The 15,650-nt window shown below is 69.0% G+C and carries 12 protein-coding genes; 3 read left to right on the top strand and 9 right to left on the bottom strand.

What is annotated here, in order from left to right:
- Nucleotides 1–21: 21 nt before the first annotated feature.
- The 5 genes from BQ7391_RS05900 to nadA all read right to left on the bottom strand — a co-directional run bounded on the left by BQ7391_RS05900 (nucleotide 22) and on the right by nadA (nucleotide 4,897).
- Nucleotides 22–960: a hypothetical protein gene (locus tag BQ7391_RS05900; RefSeq protein ID WP_075279751.1), complete on the bottom strand. Its 939-nt coding sequence runs from the start codon at nucleotides 958–960 to the stop codon at nucleotides 22–24.
- 246 nt (nucleotides 961–1,206) lie between these two features.
- On the bottom strand, nucleotides 1,207–1,761 hold the full coding sequence (locus BQ7391_RS05895) for a transcription repressor NadR (protein ID WP_235858629.1): 555 nt from the start codon (nucleotides 1,759–1,761) through the stop codon (nucleotides 1,207–1,209).
- Nucleotides 1,758–2,612, bottom strand: coding sequence for a carboxylating nicotinate-nucleotide diphosphorylase (nadC, locus tag BQ7391_RS05890; RefSeq protein WP_075279750.1), 855 nt, complete (start codon nucleotides 2,610–2,612; stop codon nucleotides 1,758–1,760). Before nadC ends, BQ7391_RS05895 begins: the two co-directional genes overlap by 4 nt.
- Nucleotides 2,613–2,624: 12 nt before the next feature.
- Nucleotides 2,625–3,968 carry an L-aspartate oxidase gene (locus BQ7391_RS05885; RefSeq protein ID WP_083662129.1) on the bottom strand — a complete coding sequence of 448 codons (1,344 nt, stop codon included), beginning with the start codon at nucleotides 3,966–3,968 and terminating at the stop codon, nucleotides 2,625–2,627.
- Nucleotides 3,968–4,897, bottom strand: a complete 930-nt coding sequence (gene nadA, locus BQ7391_RS05880) for a quinolinate synthase NadA (protein WP_075279748.1) — start codon at nucleotides 4,895–4,897, stop codon at nucleotides 3,968–3,970. The genes BQ7391_RS05885 and nadA overlap by 1 nt, the downstream gene beginning before the upstream one ends.
- 429 nt (nucleotides 4,898–5,326) lie before the next feature.
- Here nadA and BQ7391_RS05875 point away from each other — a divergent pair, with 429 nt between their 5' ends.
- Genes BQ7391_RS05875 through BQ7391_RS05865 form a run of 3 tightly spaced genes read left to right on the top strand, consistent with a single transcriptional unit; the run spans nucleotide 5,327 to nucleotide 9,845 of the window.
- The gene (locus tag BQ7391_RS05875; RefSeq protein ID WP_075279747.1) at nucleotides 5,327–5,794 is read left to right on the top strand and encodes a MarR family transcriptional regulator; all 468 of its coding nucleotides are present in this window, start codon (nucleotides 5,327–5,329) and stop codon (nucleotides 5,792–5,794) included.
- The gene (locus BQ7391_RS05870) at nucleotides 5,791–8,040 is read left to right on the top strand and encodes an ABC transporter ATP-binding protein (protein ID WP_075279746.1); all 2,250 of its coding nucleotides are present in this window, start codon (nucleotides 5,791–5,793) and stop codon (nucleotides 8,038–8,040) included. Before BQ7391_RS05875 ends, BQ7391_RS05870 begins: the two co-directional genes overlap by 4 nt.
- The gene (locus tag BQ7391_RS05865; RefSeq protein ID WP_075279745.1) at nucleotides 8,040–9,845 is read left to right on the top strand and encodes an ABC transporter ATP-binding protein; all 1,806 of its coding nucleotides are present in this window, start codon (nucleotides 8,040–8,042) and stop codon (nucleotides 9,843–9,845) included. The genes BQ7391_RS05870 and BQ7391_RS05865 overlap by 1 nt, the downstream gene beginning before the upstream one ends.
- Nucleotides 9,846–10,115: 270 nt before the next feature.
- Here the strand turns inward: BQ7391_RS05865 and BQ7391_RS05860 are convergent, their stop codons facing one another.
- The 4 genes from BQ7391_RS05860 to BQ7391_RS05845 form a co-directional block, all read right to left on the bottom strand.
- The gene (locus BQ7391_RS05860) at nucleotides 10,116–11,063 is read right to left on the bottom strand and encodes a polysaccharide deacetylase family protein (RefSeq protein ID WP_075279744.1); all 948 of its coding nucleotides are present in this window, start codon (nucleotides 11,061–11,063) and stop codon (nucleotides 10,116–10,118) included.
- Nucleotides 11,064–11,190: 127 nt separating this feature from the next.
- Entirely contained in the window at nucleotides 11,191–12,408 is a 1,218-nt protein-coding gene (locus tag BQ7391_RS05855; protein ID WP_129583919.1) for a coiled-coil domain-containing protein, read from the bottom strand.
- 357 nt (nucleotides 12,409–12,765) lie between these two features.
- Nucleotides 12,766–13,821, bottom strand: a complete 1,056-nt coding sequence (locus tag BQ7391_RS05850; protein ID WP_075279742.1) for a nucleoid-associated protein — start codon at nucleotides 13,819–13,821, stop codon at nucleotides 12,766–12,768.
- 89 nt (nucleotides 13,822–13,910) lie between these two features.
- Nucleotides 13,911–15,530: a 4Fe-4S dicluster domain-containing protein gene (locus BQ7391_RS05845; RefSeq protein ID WP_075279741.1), complete on the bottom strand. Its 1,620-nt coding sequence runs from the start codon at nucleotides 15,528–15,530 to the stop codon at nucleotides 13,911–13,913.
- Between the last annotated feature and the right edge of the window lie 120 nt (nucleotides 15,531–15,650).

Genomic DNA, 15,650 nt, shown 5'->3' with positions numbered 1-15,650 from the left:
ATCTGCGGAGAATCGGCGCGATCACTCCTCTTGGCCCGAGACGAGCGCAACGCCCGCGGCGGCGGCAAGCTCCTCGGGCGTGGGCTGGCGCAGCACGCGGATGGCCAGGTACACGCACACGCTCATGAACAGCAGGTCAAAGACGGCGTCAAAGGGGACGCCGAGGATGCCGTGCTCGAGGAACATGCCCACGACCCGAACGAGGCCGAAGGCGCAGACGATCGACGCGAGCACGAGGAAGGGCACGATCTTCTGCGGCCGGTTGGACCCCCGGATGCCAAGCCCGCCCGCGAGCACGCTGACGCCCGACGAGAGCCCGCCGACGGCGAGCAGGGCATAGAGCGTGTCGGAGACGGTCACCGGAACGCCCGAGATGACGGCGCGCTCCCCCTCGCCGTACACGACGAGCGCGGCGGCCAGCACCGCAATCACCACGATCGTCACCACGCCCTTGAGGATGATCAGCTCGGAGAGCAGGTGCAGGACGCGCTGGTGGCGCGAGCGCAGGAAGGTCTCGCCGCGGACGCCGTTGTCGTGCTCCTCCTTTACCCTGTCGGCAAGGCGCGAGCAGATGAGCACGTAGACGATCGTGGTCGTGAGCACGATGGGGTTGAACAGGATGAACGACCCCACGCCCCAGCCCCAGACGATGGCAACCAGCACGGCGAGCCCGACGAGGTAGCACAGGAAGCGGTAGGGCTCGACGCGGGCGGAGTTGTTGGAGGCGACGATACCCAGCGCCGCGGTGAGGATGAGCAGGCCCGCCGCGACGACGATCATGACGCCGAAGGTGGCCGCGGTCCAGATGTCGCCGCCCGGGAGCAGCCCCATGACGTTCCCCACGAGCACCGCGATGCCGCCGAGAAGAACGAGCAGGCCGATGATGCCCATGAGGATGGAGACCATGCGAAGCACGGCCTGCGCCGGCGTGCGGGGAATCGAGGGCTCGAGATCCTCCATGCGCTGCCACCTCTCTGACGGTTGCCTGAACGTAGGGAGTATACCCAAACGTCATGGAGGGCCCCGCGCCCTGCCATGGTCCCTCTCGCCTGTGAGCGGCGGAGGAGGATGCGCGAGAAGGGCGCGGGAGGTGGGCGGACTGACGCGCGGGTCAGCCGAGCATGCCCGCTGGCACGGACTTTGCCCGTCGGCGCCCGCATCCGTGCGCCAGGGCATGCTCGCCGCGCCCCGGACGCTCGAGGCACGTCAGGAGAAGGTCGCCGCCTCGTAGTCGGTGGGCTCGGCGAGGTAGCCGCGCTCGGAGAGGGCGCGCTCGACCTCGTCGAGCGCCTCCTCGCTTCCGGCGCTCACGTGATGGAAGTGATAGCCGCTCGTGACCTCCATGAGCGGGGCGGACACGCCCGAGGCCAGCTCGGCCATGAAGCGCTCGACGTCGCGACGGCTGGAGATGCCCAGCTCGGAGGACACCTTGCCGTAGACGCGATGATTCACAAAGACGTCCTCCACACGCCCGCCCAGGTCCACGACGCAGGTGAGCTCGTCGGCGGTCTGCTCCGCGGTGTGGCGGCACTTGAACAGGCGGGCGGGCCGCGGCGGCGCGCCGTCGGCGATAAGGACGTAGCCGCGGTTGGTGGAGACGATCTTCTCGCCCCGCGTTCGCAGGAGCGCGATGTCGGTGACCACCACCTGGCGGCTCACGCCGCACCTCTCGGCGAGCGCCGCCCCGGAGAGCGGGCTCTCGGACCCGCGCAGGGCCCCCATGATCTTCTCGCGACGGGCGTCCCCGGAGCCGGCGCTCACCCCAGGACCTCCAGGTGCTTGAGCGAGAGGTCGAGGATCGGCGCGGAGTGCGTGAGCGCGCCGCAGGAGACGAAGTCCACGCCCAGGTCGACGTAGCGCCCCACGTTGGCGGCATCCACGTTGCCCGAGGCCTCGGTCTGGACGCGCCCGTCGATGAGGGCGATGGCGGCGGCCATGTCGTCGTGGGACATGTTGTCCAGCATGATGATGTCGGCGCCCGCCTCCACGGCCTCGCGGACCATCTCGAGGCTCTCGCACTCCACCTCGACCTTGTCCACGAAGGGCGCGGTGGCGCGGGCCATGGCAACGGCCTCGGCCACGCCGCCCGCGGCGTCGATGTGGTTGTCCTTGAGCAGCACGCCGTCCGAGAGGCCGTAGCGGTGCAGGCTGCCGCCGCCCAGGCGCACCGCCTCGCGCTCGAAGAGGCGCATGCCGGGCGTGGTCTTGCGCGTGCAGACGAGCGTGGTGGCCGCGCCCTCGAGCGCGGCGGCGATGCCGGCCGTATAGGTGGCGATGCCGCTCATGCGCTGCAGGTAGTTGAGGGCGGTGCGCTCGCCCTCCAGAAGCACGCGCACGTCGCCCTCCACAGTGGCCACGTGCTGGCCCGCGCTCACGCGCTCCCCGTCCGCCACGTCGGCGATGACGCGCGTCGCGGGGTCGAGCAGCGCAAAGACGCGCGAGAAGACCGCGAGGCCAGCGATCACGCCCTCCGCCTTGGCGATGAGCCGGACTCGTCCGGGGCGCGGCCCGGGCATCACCGCGGCGGTGGAGACGTCGCCGAAGGGCATGTCCTCGCGCAGGGCAGCGCGGATGTGGTCGTCCATCTGCATCTGGATCATCGGGTCGGTCATGGAGATCTCCTCTCACACGGCGCCGGTGAGCAGCGTCATGTCGGTCACGTCGCGCGAGCCCGCCACGAAGCGGGAGCGTATGCGAGCCGCCGCGGCGAGCTGTGCCGCGGTGTCCTCGGCAAAGCGGTCGCGCATGATCTTGTCGGCCGCCCGCTGCGCGAAGACGAGCGACTCCAGCAGGCTGTTGGAGGCCAGCCGGTTCTTGCCGTGCACCCCGTTGCAGCAGGTCTCGCCGCAGGCAAAGAGGTGCGGAAGCGTGGACTGGGAGTCCGAGTCCACGTGGATGCCGCCCATGAAGTAGTGCTGGGCGGGCACCACCGGAATCGGCCGCTCGCGAATATCGTAGCCCTCCTCGAGGCAGCGCTCCAGGATGTGCGTGAAGTGCCCCTCTATGACATCGCGCGGCACCCGCTCGAAGGAGAGCCAGACGTGCTCGGCGCCGGTCCGGCGCATCTCGGCGAAGATGGCCGCGGAGACGACGTCGCGCGGCTGCAGCTCGTCGGTGAAGCGTTCCCCGGCGTCGTTCAGCAGGATCGCGCCCTCCCCGCGCGCCGACTCGGAGATGAGGAAGGCGCGCCCGGGCTTCTCGCTCCACAGGGTCGTCGGGTGAATCTGGACGTAGTCCATGTGCTCCAGGAGGACCCCGTGCTCGGCGGCTATGCGGCAGCCGTCCCCCGTGAGGCACGAGAAGTTCGTGGAGCGCGAGTAGAGGCCGCCCACGCCGCCGGTTGCGAAGACCGTGGCGTCCGCGCGAATCTCGGTCCTCTCGCCTCCCGGCCCCGTGGCCACGACGCCGCGGCACACGCGCGTGCCGCTGCCCTCGAAGCCCTCGAGGATGTCCGTCATGCAGGTGTGCTCGAGGATGCGGGCGTGCGGCAGCCCGCGCACGCAGGCGAGGAGGCGGGTGGTGATCTCCTCCCCCGTGACGTCCTCGTGATAGACGATGCGCGGGCGGGAGTGCGCCCCCTCGCGGGTGTAGTCCAGCTCGCCGTCCGGCCTGCGGGCGAAGCGGACGCCGCGCTTGATGAGGTCGTCGATGATGGGGCGGCTCGCGCGGATCATGAGGTCCACGCTCTCCAGGCGGTTCTCGTAGTGGCCCGCGCGCAGCGTGTCCTCGAAGAAGGACTCGTAGTCGCCCGGGTCGTGCAGGACGCAGATGCCGCCCTGGGCGAGCATGGAGTCGCAGTGGTCCACCGCCTCCTTGGAGAGCAGGACCACCGAGAGCGCCTCCGGGAGGCTGAGCGCGCAGTAGAGGCCGGCCACGCCGCAGCCGACGATGACCACGTCGCAGTCGACGACCTCATCAAATGTTTGTGCTAATTGGGGACTGTCCCCAACTTGCAGACGCGGGGACATCAGCGGGCCCCCAGCTCGAGCATGCGCGTGAGCGCGGCGCGGGCGCCGTCGGCCACCTCGGAGGGCGGAAGGCCCACCTCGCCGGAGCCGTCGCGCAGGCAGGCGACGAGCCGCTCCGCCGTGATGCGGTCCATGTCCGGGCAGGCCGGGCGCGTGGCCGGAAAATGGAAGCGCTTGCCGGTGCCGGCCGTCCGGCGCTCCAGCTCGCCGCGGACGCCGTCCACGGTGAGGATGATGTAGTCGCGCGCCGACCCCGCCACGGCGGCCTCGATGATCTGCGAGGTCGATCCGGCGAAGTCCGCGAGCGCCATCGCCTCGGGGCCGCACTCGGGATGCGCGAGCACCGGCGCGCTCGGGAACCCCGCCTTGAGGGCGCGGACCTCGCTTGCGGCGATGTCGCGGTGGATGGGGCAGCAGCCGTCGTTCAATATGACGTTCTTCTCGCCCACCTGGTCCGCCACGTAGCTGCCGAGATGGCGGTCGGGCACAAAGAGGACGTTGCGCTGCGGGAGCGCGCGCACGATGCTCACGGCGTTTGAGGAGGTGACGCAGACGTCGGACCACGACTTCACCTCCGCCGTGGAGTTGACGTAGCAGGCCACCGCCAGGTCGTCGCCGTAGCGCTCTCGCGCGGCGTCCACCGTCTCGCGACGGACCATGTGGGCCATCGGGCAGTCGGCGGCCGGGTCCGGCATGAGGACGGTCTTGTCCGGCGAGAGAAGCTTGGCGCTCTCGGCCATGAAGCTCACGCCGGCAAAGACCAGCGTGCCGCACGGCAGCGTGGCCGCGAGCTTGGCGAGGGCGAAGGAGTCGCCCACGTGGTCGGCCAGCTCCTGGACCTCGGGCGGAACGTAGTAGTGGGCCAGAATCACGGCGTCGCGCCTCTCCTTGAGGCTCGCGACCTCGGCGCGCAGCTCGTCTGTGAGCATGTCCGCTCCCCTCGTCGGCAAACCATGACAGTATACAGCTTACTTAACAGGTGACAAGACAGCCAGGCGGAAGACGCGCCGTTCCGTGCGTCCCGGCATGCCCGGGCGGGTCCCGGCGCGGCCGGAAGCTCGGCAAGATGGGCCCGAGCATGCTCCCGCGCACAGAGCGCTCCGGCATGCCTGAGCGCACGGTTTTCCCTTCGTGGAGGCCAAAACCGTGCGCGGGGGCATGCTGAGCGGCAAGCTAGCACGTTGCCATGGCACCAGGCCAGGACCGTGCGCCGCGACATGCTCGACGACGCCCCCCAAGCGCCCTTCTCACCGTGTCGCGTTGTGGAGAACGCGTGGCGAGAAGGACGTGCGGCACGGAGGGCACGCTCGGCGGGTATCACCTAACACCGTAAGTATCTTCTAGTAGTAGGGAGTGAGATGGACGACTACGAACCCTCCTTCGCGCCGAGCTACGCCGAGCTCGCCCAGGAGCTCCTCCAGGAGCTCGGCCAGCTCGGGCGCGCCGTGGGACCCAAGGCGCTCAACGCCACGCGCGGGGAGACCGCCGTGCTCATGACGCTTTTCCGCTCAGAAGAGCCGCTCACGCCCGGCTCGCTCGGGTCCTTCGCACAGGTCTCGAGCGCGCGCACGGCCAACATCCTTCGATCCCTCGAGGAGAAGGGGCTCGTCACGCGCACGCACTCGAGCGAGGACCGTCGCTGCGTCAGGGTGGCGCTCACCGACGAGGGGCGCCGGCGCGCGGACTCCATCAGGCAGGAGCGCACGCAGGCCGTCGCGCGCTACCTGGAGTCCCTCGGGCCGAGTGACGCGGCGGAGCTCGTGCGCATCGTGCGGCGCTCGCGCGACATCCTCGTCGAGGCGGTCACGGGGGAGGTCGCTGAATGAGGATTCTCAGGCTCTTCAAGAACCACCTCCTTGCGCTTGCCGCCGTGGCGGCGCTGCTCGTAGTCTCCGCCAACGCGGACCTGGCGCTCCCCTCCCTCATGTCGGAGATCGTCGACGTGGGGATCCAGCAGGGCGGCATCGAGAGCCCCGTGCCGGACGCCATCCGCGCGAGCTCGCTCGACGACCTCGAGCTCTTCATGAGCGACGAGGACGTCGCGCTCGTGGAGGCGGCCTTTGCCCCGGCGGACGACGCCGGCATCCGCGACTTCCAGGGAACGGACGCCGAGAAGGACGCGGGCTCGGACCTCGCGCGGGCGATGGAGCTCCCCGAGGTCGCCGCCCTCGCGCTCGAGCAGGGCGTTGACGCCTCCGCGCTCGGGAACGACACCGCCATCCCCGCCGGCGCCACCCTCACGCTCGACTCCCTCCACGCCGCCGTGGACGCGGGCCTCGTTGCTCGCGACCAGCTCGCGAACGCCGCCGAGGCGCTCGGTGAGCAGATGGGCAGCATGGGCGGCTCGCTCGTCACCCAGCGAGCCATCTCCTACGTGAGCGCCGAGTACGCCGCGCAGGGCATCTCCGCCGCCGACGTCCAGAACGCCTATCTCGGCAGGACCGCGCTCGAGATGTTCGGCCTGTGCCTCGTGAGCCTCGTGGCCACGGTCCTCACGGGCGCCGTCGCCTCCCACACCGCCGCCACCATCGCACGCGACCTGCGTCGGCAGACCTTCGCCCAGGTCATGCGCTTCTCCCCCGCGGAGGTCAACCGATTCTCCCAGGCCTCGCTCATCACGCGCTGCACCAACGACATCCAGCAGATCCAGATGGCCACGACGATGTTCATGCGCCTCGTCCTTCTCGCCCCCATCATGGGCGTGGTGGCGGTCACGCGCGTGCTCGCCACCTCAACGGGGCTCGAGTGGACCATCGGCGTCGCCGTGATCGCCGTCTGCGCCGTCGTCGGCGCGCTCATGGGCCTCACCCTGCCCAAGTTCAAGAGGATGCAGCAGCTCGTGGACCGCGTGAACCTCGTGGCGCGCGAGATGCTCGACGGCATCATGCCCATCCGCGCCTTCGGCCGTCAGGGCCACGAGCTCGCGCGCTTCGACACGGCCAGCACCGAGCTCATGGGCACGCAGCTCTTCACCAACCGCGCGATGAGCTTCATGATGCCCCTGCTGATGTTCGTCATGAACTGCGTCACGGTGATGATCGTGTGGTTTGGCTCCCACGGCGTGGCCGACGGCGTCATGCAGGTGGGCGACATGATGGCCTTCATCTCCTACACCATGCAGATCGTCATGGCGTTCATGATCCTCACCATGGTCTCGGTGATCCTGCCGCGCGCCGAGGTGGCCGCCGAGCGCGTGGACGAGGTCATCTCCTGCCCGCTCTCCGTGACCGACCCGGCGAACCCCAAGCTCCCCGCCGAGGGCGCGCCGCGCGGCGAGCTCACCTTCCGCAACGTGAGCTTCCAGTACCCCGACGCCCGCAAGGACGTGATCCAGGGCGTGAGCTTCACCACGCACCCCGGCCACATGACCGGCATCATCGGCTCCACGGGCTCGGGCAAGTCCACGCTCGTGCAGCTCATCCCGCGCCTCTACGACGTCACCGGCGGCGCCGTGCTGCTCGACGGCGTTGACGTGCGCGACTGGGGCCTCTCGGAGCTGCGCCGGCGCATCGGCTACGTCCCGCAGCAGGGCATGCTCTTCTCGGGGACCGTTGAGACGAACCTCAAGTTCGCGGGGGACGAGGTGACGGACGACGACATGCGCGCCGCCGCGCGCGTCGCCCAGGCCGAGGAGTTCATCGAGGAGCGCGCCGAGGGCTACGACGCGCCCATCTCCCAGGGCGGCACCAACGTCTCCGGAGGGCAGCGCCAGCGCCTCGCCATCGCGCGCGCCCTCGCCAAGCGGCCGGAGGTCATCGTCTTCGACGACTCCTTCTCCGCGCTCGACTACGCCACTGACGCGCGGCTTCGCGCCGAGCTCGCGCGCACGGTCACGGACGCGGCTGTCGTGGTGGTGGGCCAGCGCATCGCCACGATCATGCACGCCGACGAGATCCTCGTGCTCGACGAGGGACACGTGGTCGGCCGCGGAACCCACGAGGAGCTGCTGCGCAGCTGCCCCGAGTATCTGGAGATCGCCCAGAGCCAGCTCTCCGCCGAGGAGCTCGGGCTGGACGTGCAAGGGGGACAGTCACTTTTGCACGCTGACGACACGAAGGGAGGCGAGCGCTGATGCCGCCCGTCGGAAGGGGCCGCGGAAGCGGCGAGAAGCCCAAGGACTTCAAGGGGACCATGCTGAGGCTGCTGGGGTACGTGGGGAGGCACAAGTTCGCCGTCCTTCTCGCCCTGCTCTTCGCCGTGGGGTCCGTGGTGTTCAACATCGTGGGCCCGCGCGTGCTGGGCACCGTGACCACCAAGCTCTTCGAGGGCCTCGTGGCCACGGTCCAGGGCACCGGGTCCGTTGACTTTGCCTGGATCGGGACAACGCTGCTGGGGCTTCTGGGCATCTACCTGGCGAGCTCCGCCTGCAACCTCGTCCAGGGCTGGCTCATGACCGGGGTCACCCAGAAGGTCTGCCACCGCATGCGCACCGAGATTGCCGAGAAGATCGCGGTGGTCCCCATGGGCTACTTCAACGAGCACAGCAAGGGGGACGTCCTCAGCCGCATCACCAACGACGTGGACACGCTCGGCCAGTCGCTCAACCAGTCCATCACGCAGCTCATCACCTCCGTCACGCAGGTCGTGGGCGTGCTCGTGATGATGTTCTCCATCAGCCTGCCGCTCACGGGCGTGACGGTGCTCACGCTGCCGGCCTCCGTGCTCATCGTGGGCGTGGTCGTGCACTTCTCGCAGCGCTACTTCCGCGAGCAGCAGCAGGTCCTGGGGTCGGTGAACGGCATCGTGGAGGAGGACTTCGCGGGACAGGGCGTCATTCAGGTCTTCGACCGTGCCGACGCCTGCGTCGAGGAGTTCGAGCGGGAGAACGACCGCCTGTTCACGAGCGCGTGGCGCAGCCAGTTCCTCTCCGGCCTGATGATGCCGCTCATGAGCCTCGTGGGCAACATGGGATACGTGGGCGTCGTGGTGGTGGGCGCGGGGCTCTGCCTCAACGGCGCCGCGGGCCCCGGCGACATCCAGAGCTTCATCCAGTACGTGCGCAACTTCACGCAGCCGATCCAGCAGCTGGCCAACGTCTCCAACACGATGCAGTCCATGGCGGCCGCCACCGAGCGCGTCCTCGAGTTCCTCTCTGCGCCCGAGGAGACCGAGCCCGAGGCGCCGCAGGTGCCCGCCCGTCGCGAGGGCCGCGTCGTCTTCGACCACGTGCGCTTTGGCTACGTGCCGGGCCAGACCGTCATCCACGACTTCTCCTGCGTGGCGGAGCCGGGGCAGACCGTGGCCATCGTGGGGCCCACCGGAGCCGGCAAGACGACCCTCATCAAGCTGCTCCAGCGCTTCTGGGACGTGGACGAGGGCTCGCTGCGCGTCGACGGCGTCGACGTGCGCCAGTGGGACCGCGCCGCGCTGCGCGAGGAGTTCGCCATGGTGCTGCAGGACACGTGGCTCTTCAACGGCACCATCCGCGAGAACATCCGCTACGGACGGCCCGACGCCACCGACGAGGAGGTGGAGGCCGCGGCCCGCGCGGCGCGCTGCGACCACTTCATCCACACGCTCGCGGGCGGCTATGACTTCGTGATCAACGAGGAGGGCACCAACCTCAGCCAGGGGCAGCGCCAGCTCGTGACCATCGCGCGCGCCGTGCTGGCCGACCGTCCGGCGCTCATCCTCGACGAGGCCACCTCAAACGTGGACACGCGCACCGAGGAGCTCATCCAGCGCGCGATGGACGAGCTCATGCGCGGGCGCACGAGCTTTGTGATCGCGCACCGTCTCTCGACCATACGCAACGCCGACGTGATCTTGGTGCTGCGCGACGGGGACGTCGTGGAGAAGGGCACCCACGAGGAGCTGCTCGCCCGCGGCGGCTTCTACGCGGAGCTCTACAACTCTCAGTTCGACCACGCCGCGTAGCGGCGGGCGCGGGCATGCCTAGGTGCACGGTCCTTCTCGCCCGAGGCGGGAGTCCGAGCGCCGGGGCATGCCCGGCGGCACGCGGTCGCGCCCCGGGGGCGTTATCCGCCTGCGTCCGGCATGCCCCGTCGCACAGAGTGGCCGAGCATGCCTCCGCTCACAGATTCTTGCCTAGAGGACCAAGAACCGTGCGCCTGGGCATGCTCGGCCGAAGTGTGCGCAGGGACATGCTCGAAGGGCGAGAAGGACGGGCGAGAAGGCCCGCGACCCCTAGTTGTTGACTCCGTGGTGGCAGACGAAGCTCTCGCGGTCGATGGCGCGGAACTCGTAGCCGCGATCCCGGTAGAACTCGATGATCTGCGGCAGGGCATCGACGGTGGTGGCCTTCGTCCCCGCATCGTGGAAGAGCAGCATGACGTTGGTGTATCCCTCCACGCAGGAGGACTGCACGATGGTCTCCGCGGGGACGTTGTTGCCGGAGGCGTCAGCCGAGGTCACGTTCCAGTCATAGAACTGGTACCCGCGGGCGGGGAGGTCCTCCACGAGCGCGGACATGATGCCCGTGCAGTAGTTTGCCGAAATCGTGTTGGAGGCGCCGCCCGGGAAGCGCGTAAGGTAGGGCACGAATCCGATCTGCTCCCTCACGACCTCCCCCACCTGCTCCAGGTCCGAGAAGAACGCCTCCTCGGAGACGTAGATCTTGTCGTAGTCGTGCGTCATCGAGTGCAGGCCGATGCTGTGGCCACGCTCGTAGGCGTCCTTGATCGAGCCGCGATAGTCGGGCTCGTGACCGGTCACGAAGAACGTGGCCTTGGCGCCGTACTGGTCGAGGATGTCGAGCACGCGACCGGTGTTCTTGGAGGGGCCGTCATCGAAGGTCAGGTAGACGATCTTCTCGCCGTTTGACTCGTAGCTCCAGTCCGTCTGTCGGCCCGGGTCGAGCGCGAGCTCCGCGGCGCGCGCGTCGTCCTCCGCGGCGTCGGGCTCGGGTTCCGACTCTGGCTCGGGTTCCGGCTCGGGGGCAGCGGGCTCGACGACCGTGGGGAGCTCCCGCGCCTGGGAGCCGGTCTCCCCTGATGCCCCGGTCGCCACGAGCGCGCTCAGCGCGCCCACGCCGCCGAGAAGCGTCACGACGAGCGCCATCGTCACCACGAGGAGTCCCCGTGCGTGACGCCGCTGGTCCTGTGCGCTCGGCCGCCTTCCTGCCCTGCCCGCCATGGCTCTCCTCGCAGTTGCCCGTCTTGTCGGCAGGTCATTGTACGAGAACTCCGCGACGCCGGTCACCTTTGAATCCGCGGTTGAGGGCACCGGCGCGCAGGCCCGCCCCACGGGACGCAGGGCTGCCCTACGAGAGCACGATGCCACCGAGCCAGCCGCACAGCGGCGTGGCGAGCGCGCTGTAGTAGCTCACCCAGGACGAGAGGCTCATGTTCTGGATGAAGCCCACGTTGTGGCGGACGATGCCATTGCCCATGTAGATGCCGATATGCCCGTAGATGAGGCCAGCTGCGCTCGCCGGGGACGAGTTCACGGCGATGATCATGCCGGGCTGGATCTGCGACGTGGCGGTGTGGCACCAGCTGTAGTACATGTCATCGGCGTTGCCCCAGAACGAGCCGAGGCCGGCGTACTGGAAGACGTCGGTGACCCAGGCGGCGCACAGGCCCGTGCCAGGCGAGCCCACCGCATAGGCGGCGTTGAGCACGGCCTGAAGCGAGCCCGACCCGTTGGTGGGAGTGTCCCCCACCCAGTTGGAGCCGCCGCCCTGGTTGAGCTCCTCCTCCTGGCGCCTGCGCTCCTCCTCCTGGCGGCGGGCCTCCTCGGCCGCGCGCTGGGCGGCGAGGATCTCCTCGTCGCGCTGCTGCATGAGCTCCTGGACCTCGGCGGACAGGCCGTCGACGAGGCTCTGGGCCTCCTGCTGCTTGGCACGCGTCTCCGCGAGCTCCTCCTGCTGCTGGGCCTGAAGCTCCTCGAGGTCGGCGCGCTGCGCCTCGAGCTCGGCCTTCTGCCCCTCGAGCTCGGCCTTGCTCGTCTCGAGCTCCGCCTTGAGGGTCTTGACCTCATCGATCATCTCGCGCTCGGACTCGCTCACCTTGTCGAGGTAGAAGATGCTGCTCGTGAGCTCGTCGAAGCTCGTCGCCGAGAGGATGAGGTCGAGCGTGCCCTGCGTGCCCGACTTGTAGGCGGACGTCATGCGCTCGCCAAGCCGCTTCTGCTTCTCCTCGATCTGGGCCTGGCGCTCGTCGATCTCGCCCTGCTTTGACTCGATGTCGGCCTGCGTCTGGTCGATCTGCGCGTTGAGCTCGCTGATCTGGACCTGGGTCTCGGAGAGGCGCCCGGCGACCTCGGCGGTCTCCTGGCCGATGCGGTCGAGCTCGGCCTGGGCGTCCTCGAAGCTCATCTGCGCCGCGTCGAGCTTCTCCTGGGTGGTCTCGGCCCGCGCGACGGCGGGGAAGAACGTGGCGCAGATGCCCGCCCCCATGAAGAGCCTGAGGGCGTCCCGGCGCGTGACGCTGCGGGGCGTGATGCCGGCGTCGCCCATGCTGATATGCGTTCGGGGCATGAAGTGCCTCCTTGGGTACGAATAAGGTGCAGAGGAACGCTCCACCATTCTATCCGTTATCCCCCGGGGCCACGAGATGCACACGGGGCCAAAGCGGGGCGCGCGGGCGGGATGCGGGGCGTTGCGCAGGGGGGGGTTTGGCAGCGGCGGCCGCTCATGCGTTGCGCAAATCGGGGTCGTGGCAGCGGGCGAGAAGGACGAGCTGGGGTTCTTCTCGCCCGCGTTGCAAGAAAGGGGGTCATGGCAGCCCGATTCCTGCCACGACCCCAAACGGCGCAACGCCGGCACCGCAGCCATTGCCACAGGCCCGCGTTCCGCAACGGCCCGCGAGTGGGCGGTTCTTCTCGCCCTTCTCGCCTAGCGGTTCTCGATGCTCGCCACGTTGCCCACGGTGATGGTGATGCGGCCCTCGGCGTCCGTGGAGAAGTCCAGGTAGCCGGGCTTGGTGGCCAGGTCGGAGGGGAAGGTTATCTCCACTCCCGTGTCCGTGCGGATCTTGTGGCTGCGCGTGAGGCGGTTGGCCACGCCCCGACGCACGGGCGCCTCCTCGGGCAGGGACGCCTCTCGGACGCGCTCCTCGAAGCGCTCCTGCAGGTCGGGACGATCCTGGAAGACCTCGCGCCCCACCTCGGCCGGCGTGAAGGACTCCTCGACCTCGGCGGCGCGCGCCACGACGGCCTTCGCGCGCGAGACCTCGACGGCCGGCGTGAGGCCGAACTCCTCGGCGACGTCACGCACGATGACGTTGACCTCGTCGATCACCTCGTGGCTGGAGGCCTCGCTCGAGCACTGCAGGAACCGCTCCGGAATGAGCGAGACGCTCGTCCCGCCCACGGAGCGCTCCTTGTCGTGGAAGTCGATGGCGCCCGTCTCGGCGTCCACCAGCACGTAGGAGGCCACCTTCTGCGAGGGGTTGGGCAGCGTGGCGTCCACGCGCGCGATGTCGTTGGAGTCGCCGCCTACCTCGTGCACGAAGGCCTGCCGGCGCGGCAGCAGCAGTATCGAGAAGAACCGCCGGCCCGCCGGCCCGTCGAAGGCGGCGTCCACCTCGGCGTCCGTTGAGGCGCCGTCCACGCCGCCGGCATCGGTGTCGCAGAAGTCCGCGACGAGCAGGTCGCACTGCTCGAGGTCCTCCGTGCGGCGCAGCTCCTCCCAGAACCACCGGGCGATCTCGACCGAGAACTCCACGAACTCCCGCTCGCCGGCGAGGTAGCGCTGGAGCTCCCCGGCAAAGCCCGAGTCGGGCGCGAACTCGCCGTGGCGGCTCTCCGCGTTGGACGAGATCTTGCGCAGGTGGCGCTGGACGTAGGAGCGCGTCGCGCGGACCGTGAGGTCGAGCGGGCGCTCAGAGAGGTACGTCGACCCGGACTCGAAGTCGAAGACGTGAAGTATGGCGCGGTCTACCTTGAGCATGTGTTCCCCTCGTTCAAGAGCGCGCCGCGGCGGGTGACCCGCCGCGGCCGCGTGAAAGCATGACAGTTGGCCCTGTCACCTTTGTCAGGTTACTCCTTGGGGCGCTTGGCCTCGATGGTCTCGGCGAGGGCCTGCTCGCCGGTCATCTTCTTGCCGTCGGCGTCGCGCTCGAGCGCCGGTATGAGCATGCGATAGGCGTTCTCGGTCGCGTTCTTGCGCGGCGACTTCTTCGCATAGCGCTTGACGGCCGCAGCGGTGCGGTTGATGGCCTGGAGCGTGCCGGCGCCGGCGACGCAGCCGCCCGGGCAGGCCATGCCCTCGATCAGGTAGCCGGGGTACTTTCCCTTGACGGCGTCCTTCATCATCTTGCGGCACTCCTCGAGGCCCTCAGCGTTGACCACGTTGACCTCGCGGTCCGGGTAGCGGCGCTTGATGGCGTTGACCACCGCGCTGGCGACGCCGCCAGCGACGGCGAAGCCGCGGCCGTCGGCCGACGCCACGCCGAAGTCCGAGCTACCCTCGCCCTCGAGCTTGGTGTACTCGTCGATGCCGCACGCCTTCATCATGCCCATCATCTCCTCGAAGGTGAGCACGAAGTCGACCTCGGAGCGGACGGACTTGCGCATGGCCTCGAGCTTCTTGGCGGAGCACGGCCCCACGAAGACGATCTTGGCCTCGGGGTGCTGCTTGCGGATGAGGCGGGCGGTGAGCGTCATGGGCGTGAGGGCCATCGAGATGCAGTCGGCGTGGTCCGGGAACTCGGTCTTGGCCATGACCGACCAGGCCGGGCAGCACGAGGTTCCCATGAACGGGATCTTCTCGGGCACCTCCTCGACGAAGTCCTCGGCCTCCTGGACGGTGCAGAGGTCGGCGCCGATGGCAACCTCCTCCATGCCCGAGAAGCCGAGCGTCGTGAAGGCCTGGCGGAGCTTGTCCACGTTGCCCTTGCCGCCGAACTGGCCGACGAAGGCGGGGGCGACGGCGGCGATGACCTCGTCGCCACGGTTGATGGCCTGGATGACCTGGAAGATCTGGCTCTTGTCGGCAATGGCGCCGAAGGGGCAGTTGATGAGGCACTGGCCGCAGGAGACGCACTTCTCGTAGTCGATCTGGGCACGGCCGTTGTCGTCGGACCCGATCGCGTGCATGCCGCAGGCGTCCGCGCACGGGCGCACCTGGTGCTGGATGGCGTGATAGGGGCAGGTGTTGAAGCACATGCCGCAGTGGATGCACTTCTCCTGGTCGATGTAGGCCTTCTTGTCCTTGAAGGAGATGGCGCCCTTGGGGCAGATCTCGCGGCAGGGGTGCGCGAGGCAGCCCTGGCAGCCGTCGGTCACGCGATAGGTGTTGTCAGCGCAGGCGTTGCAGGCGAACTTGATGACGTTGATCAGGGGCGGCTCGTAGTAGGTCTCGGCGACGGAGGCGTCTGCGAGGCCGTCCGTCAGGCTCTCGCGCTTGTCGACGCTCTGCAGCGGCAGGCCCATGGCCAGGCGGATGCGCTGCTCGACGATGGCGCGCTCGAGGAAGACCGACTCGCGGTACGTTGCCACGTCGCCGGGGATGATGTCGTACGGCAGGTCGCGGATCTTGCGGCGGGTGGTCTTCTCGTCGTCATCCTTCATGTCGTAGGCGACGCTCGCCACGGAGCTGAAGACCTTGCGACGGATCTCGGTCAGGTTGGTGTACACGCCACGCATGGTGTCGGCCATCGTTGCCCCTCTCCCGGCTCTCTTCTCACTGTCCGGCGCTTCCCCTCAGAGGCGCCTCTAGCAGTTTAGTATCGCACACGTTGGCGGCTTCTCGCCGAAGGGGGCGGCGGCCGGCGCGGA

The sequence above is a fragment of the Thermophilibacter provencensis genome (assembly GCF_900128445.1).
Classification (GTDB): domain Bacteria; phylum Actinomycetota; class Coriobacteriia; order Coriobacteriales; family Atopobiaceae; genus Thermophilibacter; species Thermophilibacter provencensis.
The sequence above is the reverse complement of the archived record's forward strand: the minus strand, read 5'-3'. Positions and strand labels throughout refer to the sequence as shown.

Coding starts and splice junctions, on each gene's coding strand:
- BQ7391_RS05900 (WP_075279751.1), bottom strand. CDS start 960: ATGGAGGATCTCGAGCCCTCGATTCCCCGCACGCCGGCGCAGGCCGTG.
- nadC (WP_075279750.1), bottom strand. CDS start 2,612: ATGACCGACCCGATGATCCAGATGCAGATGGACGACCACATCCGCGCT.
- BQ7391_RS05885 (WP_083662129.1), bottom strand. CDS start 3,968: ATGTCCCCGCGTCTGCAAGTTGGGGACAGTCCCCAATTAGCACAAACA.
- nadA (WP_075279748.1), bottom strand. CDS start 4,897: ATGCTCACAGACGAGCTGCGCGCCGAGGTCGCGAGCCTCAAGGAGAGG.
- BQ7391_RS05875 (WP_075279747.1), top strand. CDS start 5,327: ATGGACGACTACGAACCCTCCTTCGCGCCGAGCTACGCCGAGCTCGCC.
- BQ7391_RS05870 (WP_075279746.1), top strand. CDS start 5,791: ATGAGGATTCTCAGGCTCTTCAAGAACCACCTCCTTGCGCTTGCCGCC.
- BQ7391_RS05865 (WP_075279745.1), top strand. CDS start 8,040: ATGCCGCCCGTCGGAAGGGGCCGCGGAAGCGGCGAGAAGCCCAAGGAC.
- BQ7391_RS05860 (WP_075279744.1), bottom strand. CDS start 11,063: ATGGCGGGCAGGGCAGGAAGGCGGCCGAGCGCACAGGACCAGCGGCGT.
- BQ7391_RS05855 (WP_129583919.1), bottom strand. CDS start 12,408: ATGCCCCGAACGCATATCAGCATGGGCGACGCCGGCATCACGCCCCGC.
- BQ7391_RS05850 (WP_075279742.1), bottom strand. CDS start 13,821: ATGCTCAAGGTAGACCGCGCCATACTTCACGTCTTCGACTTCGAGTCC.
- BQ7391_RS05845 (WP_075279741.1), bottom strand. CDS start 15,530: ATGGCCGACACCATGCGTGGCGTGTACACCAACCTGACCGAGATCCGT.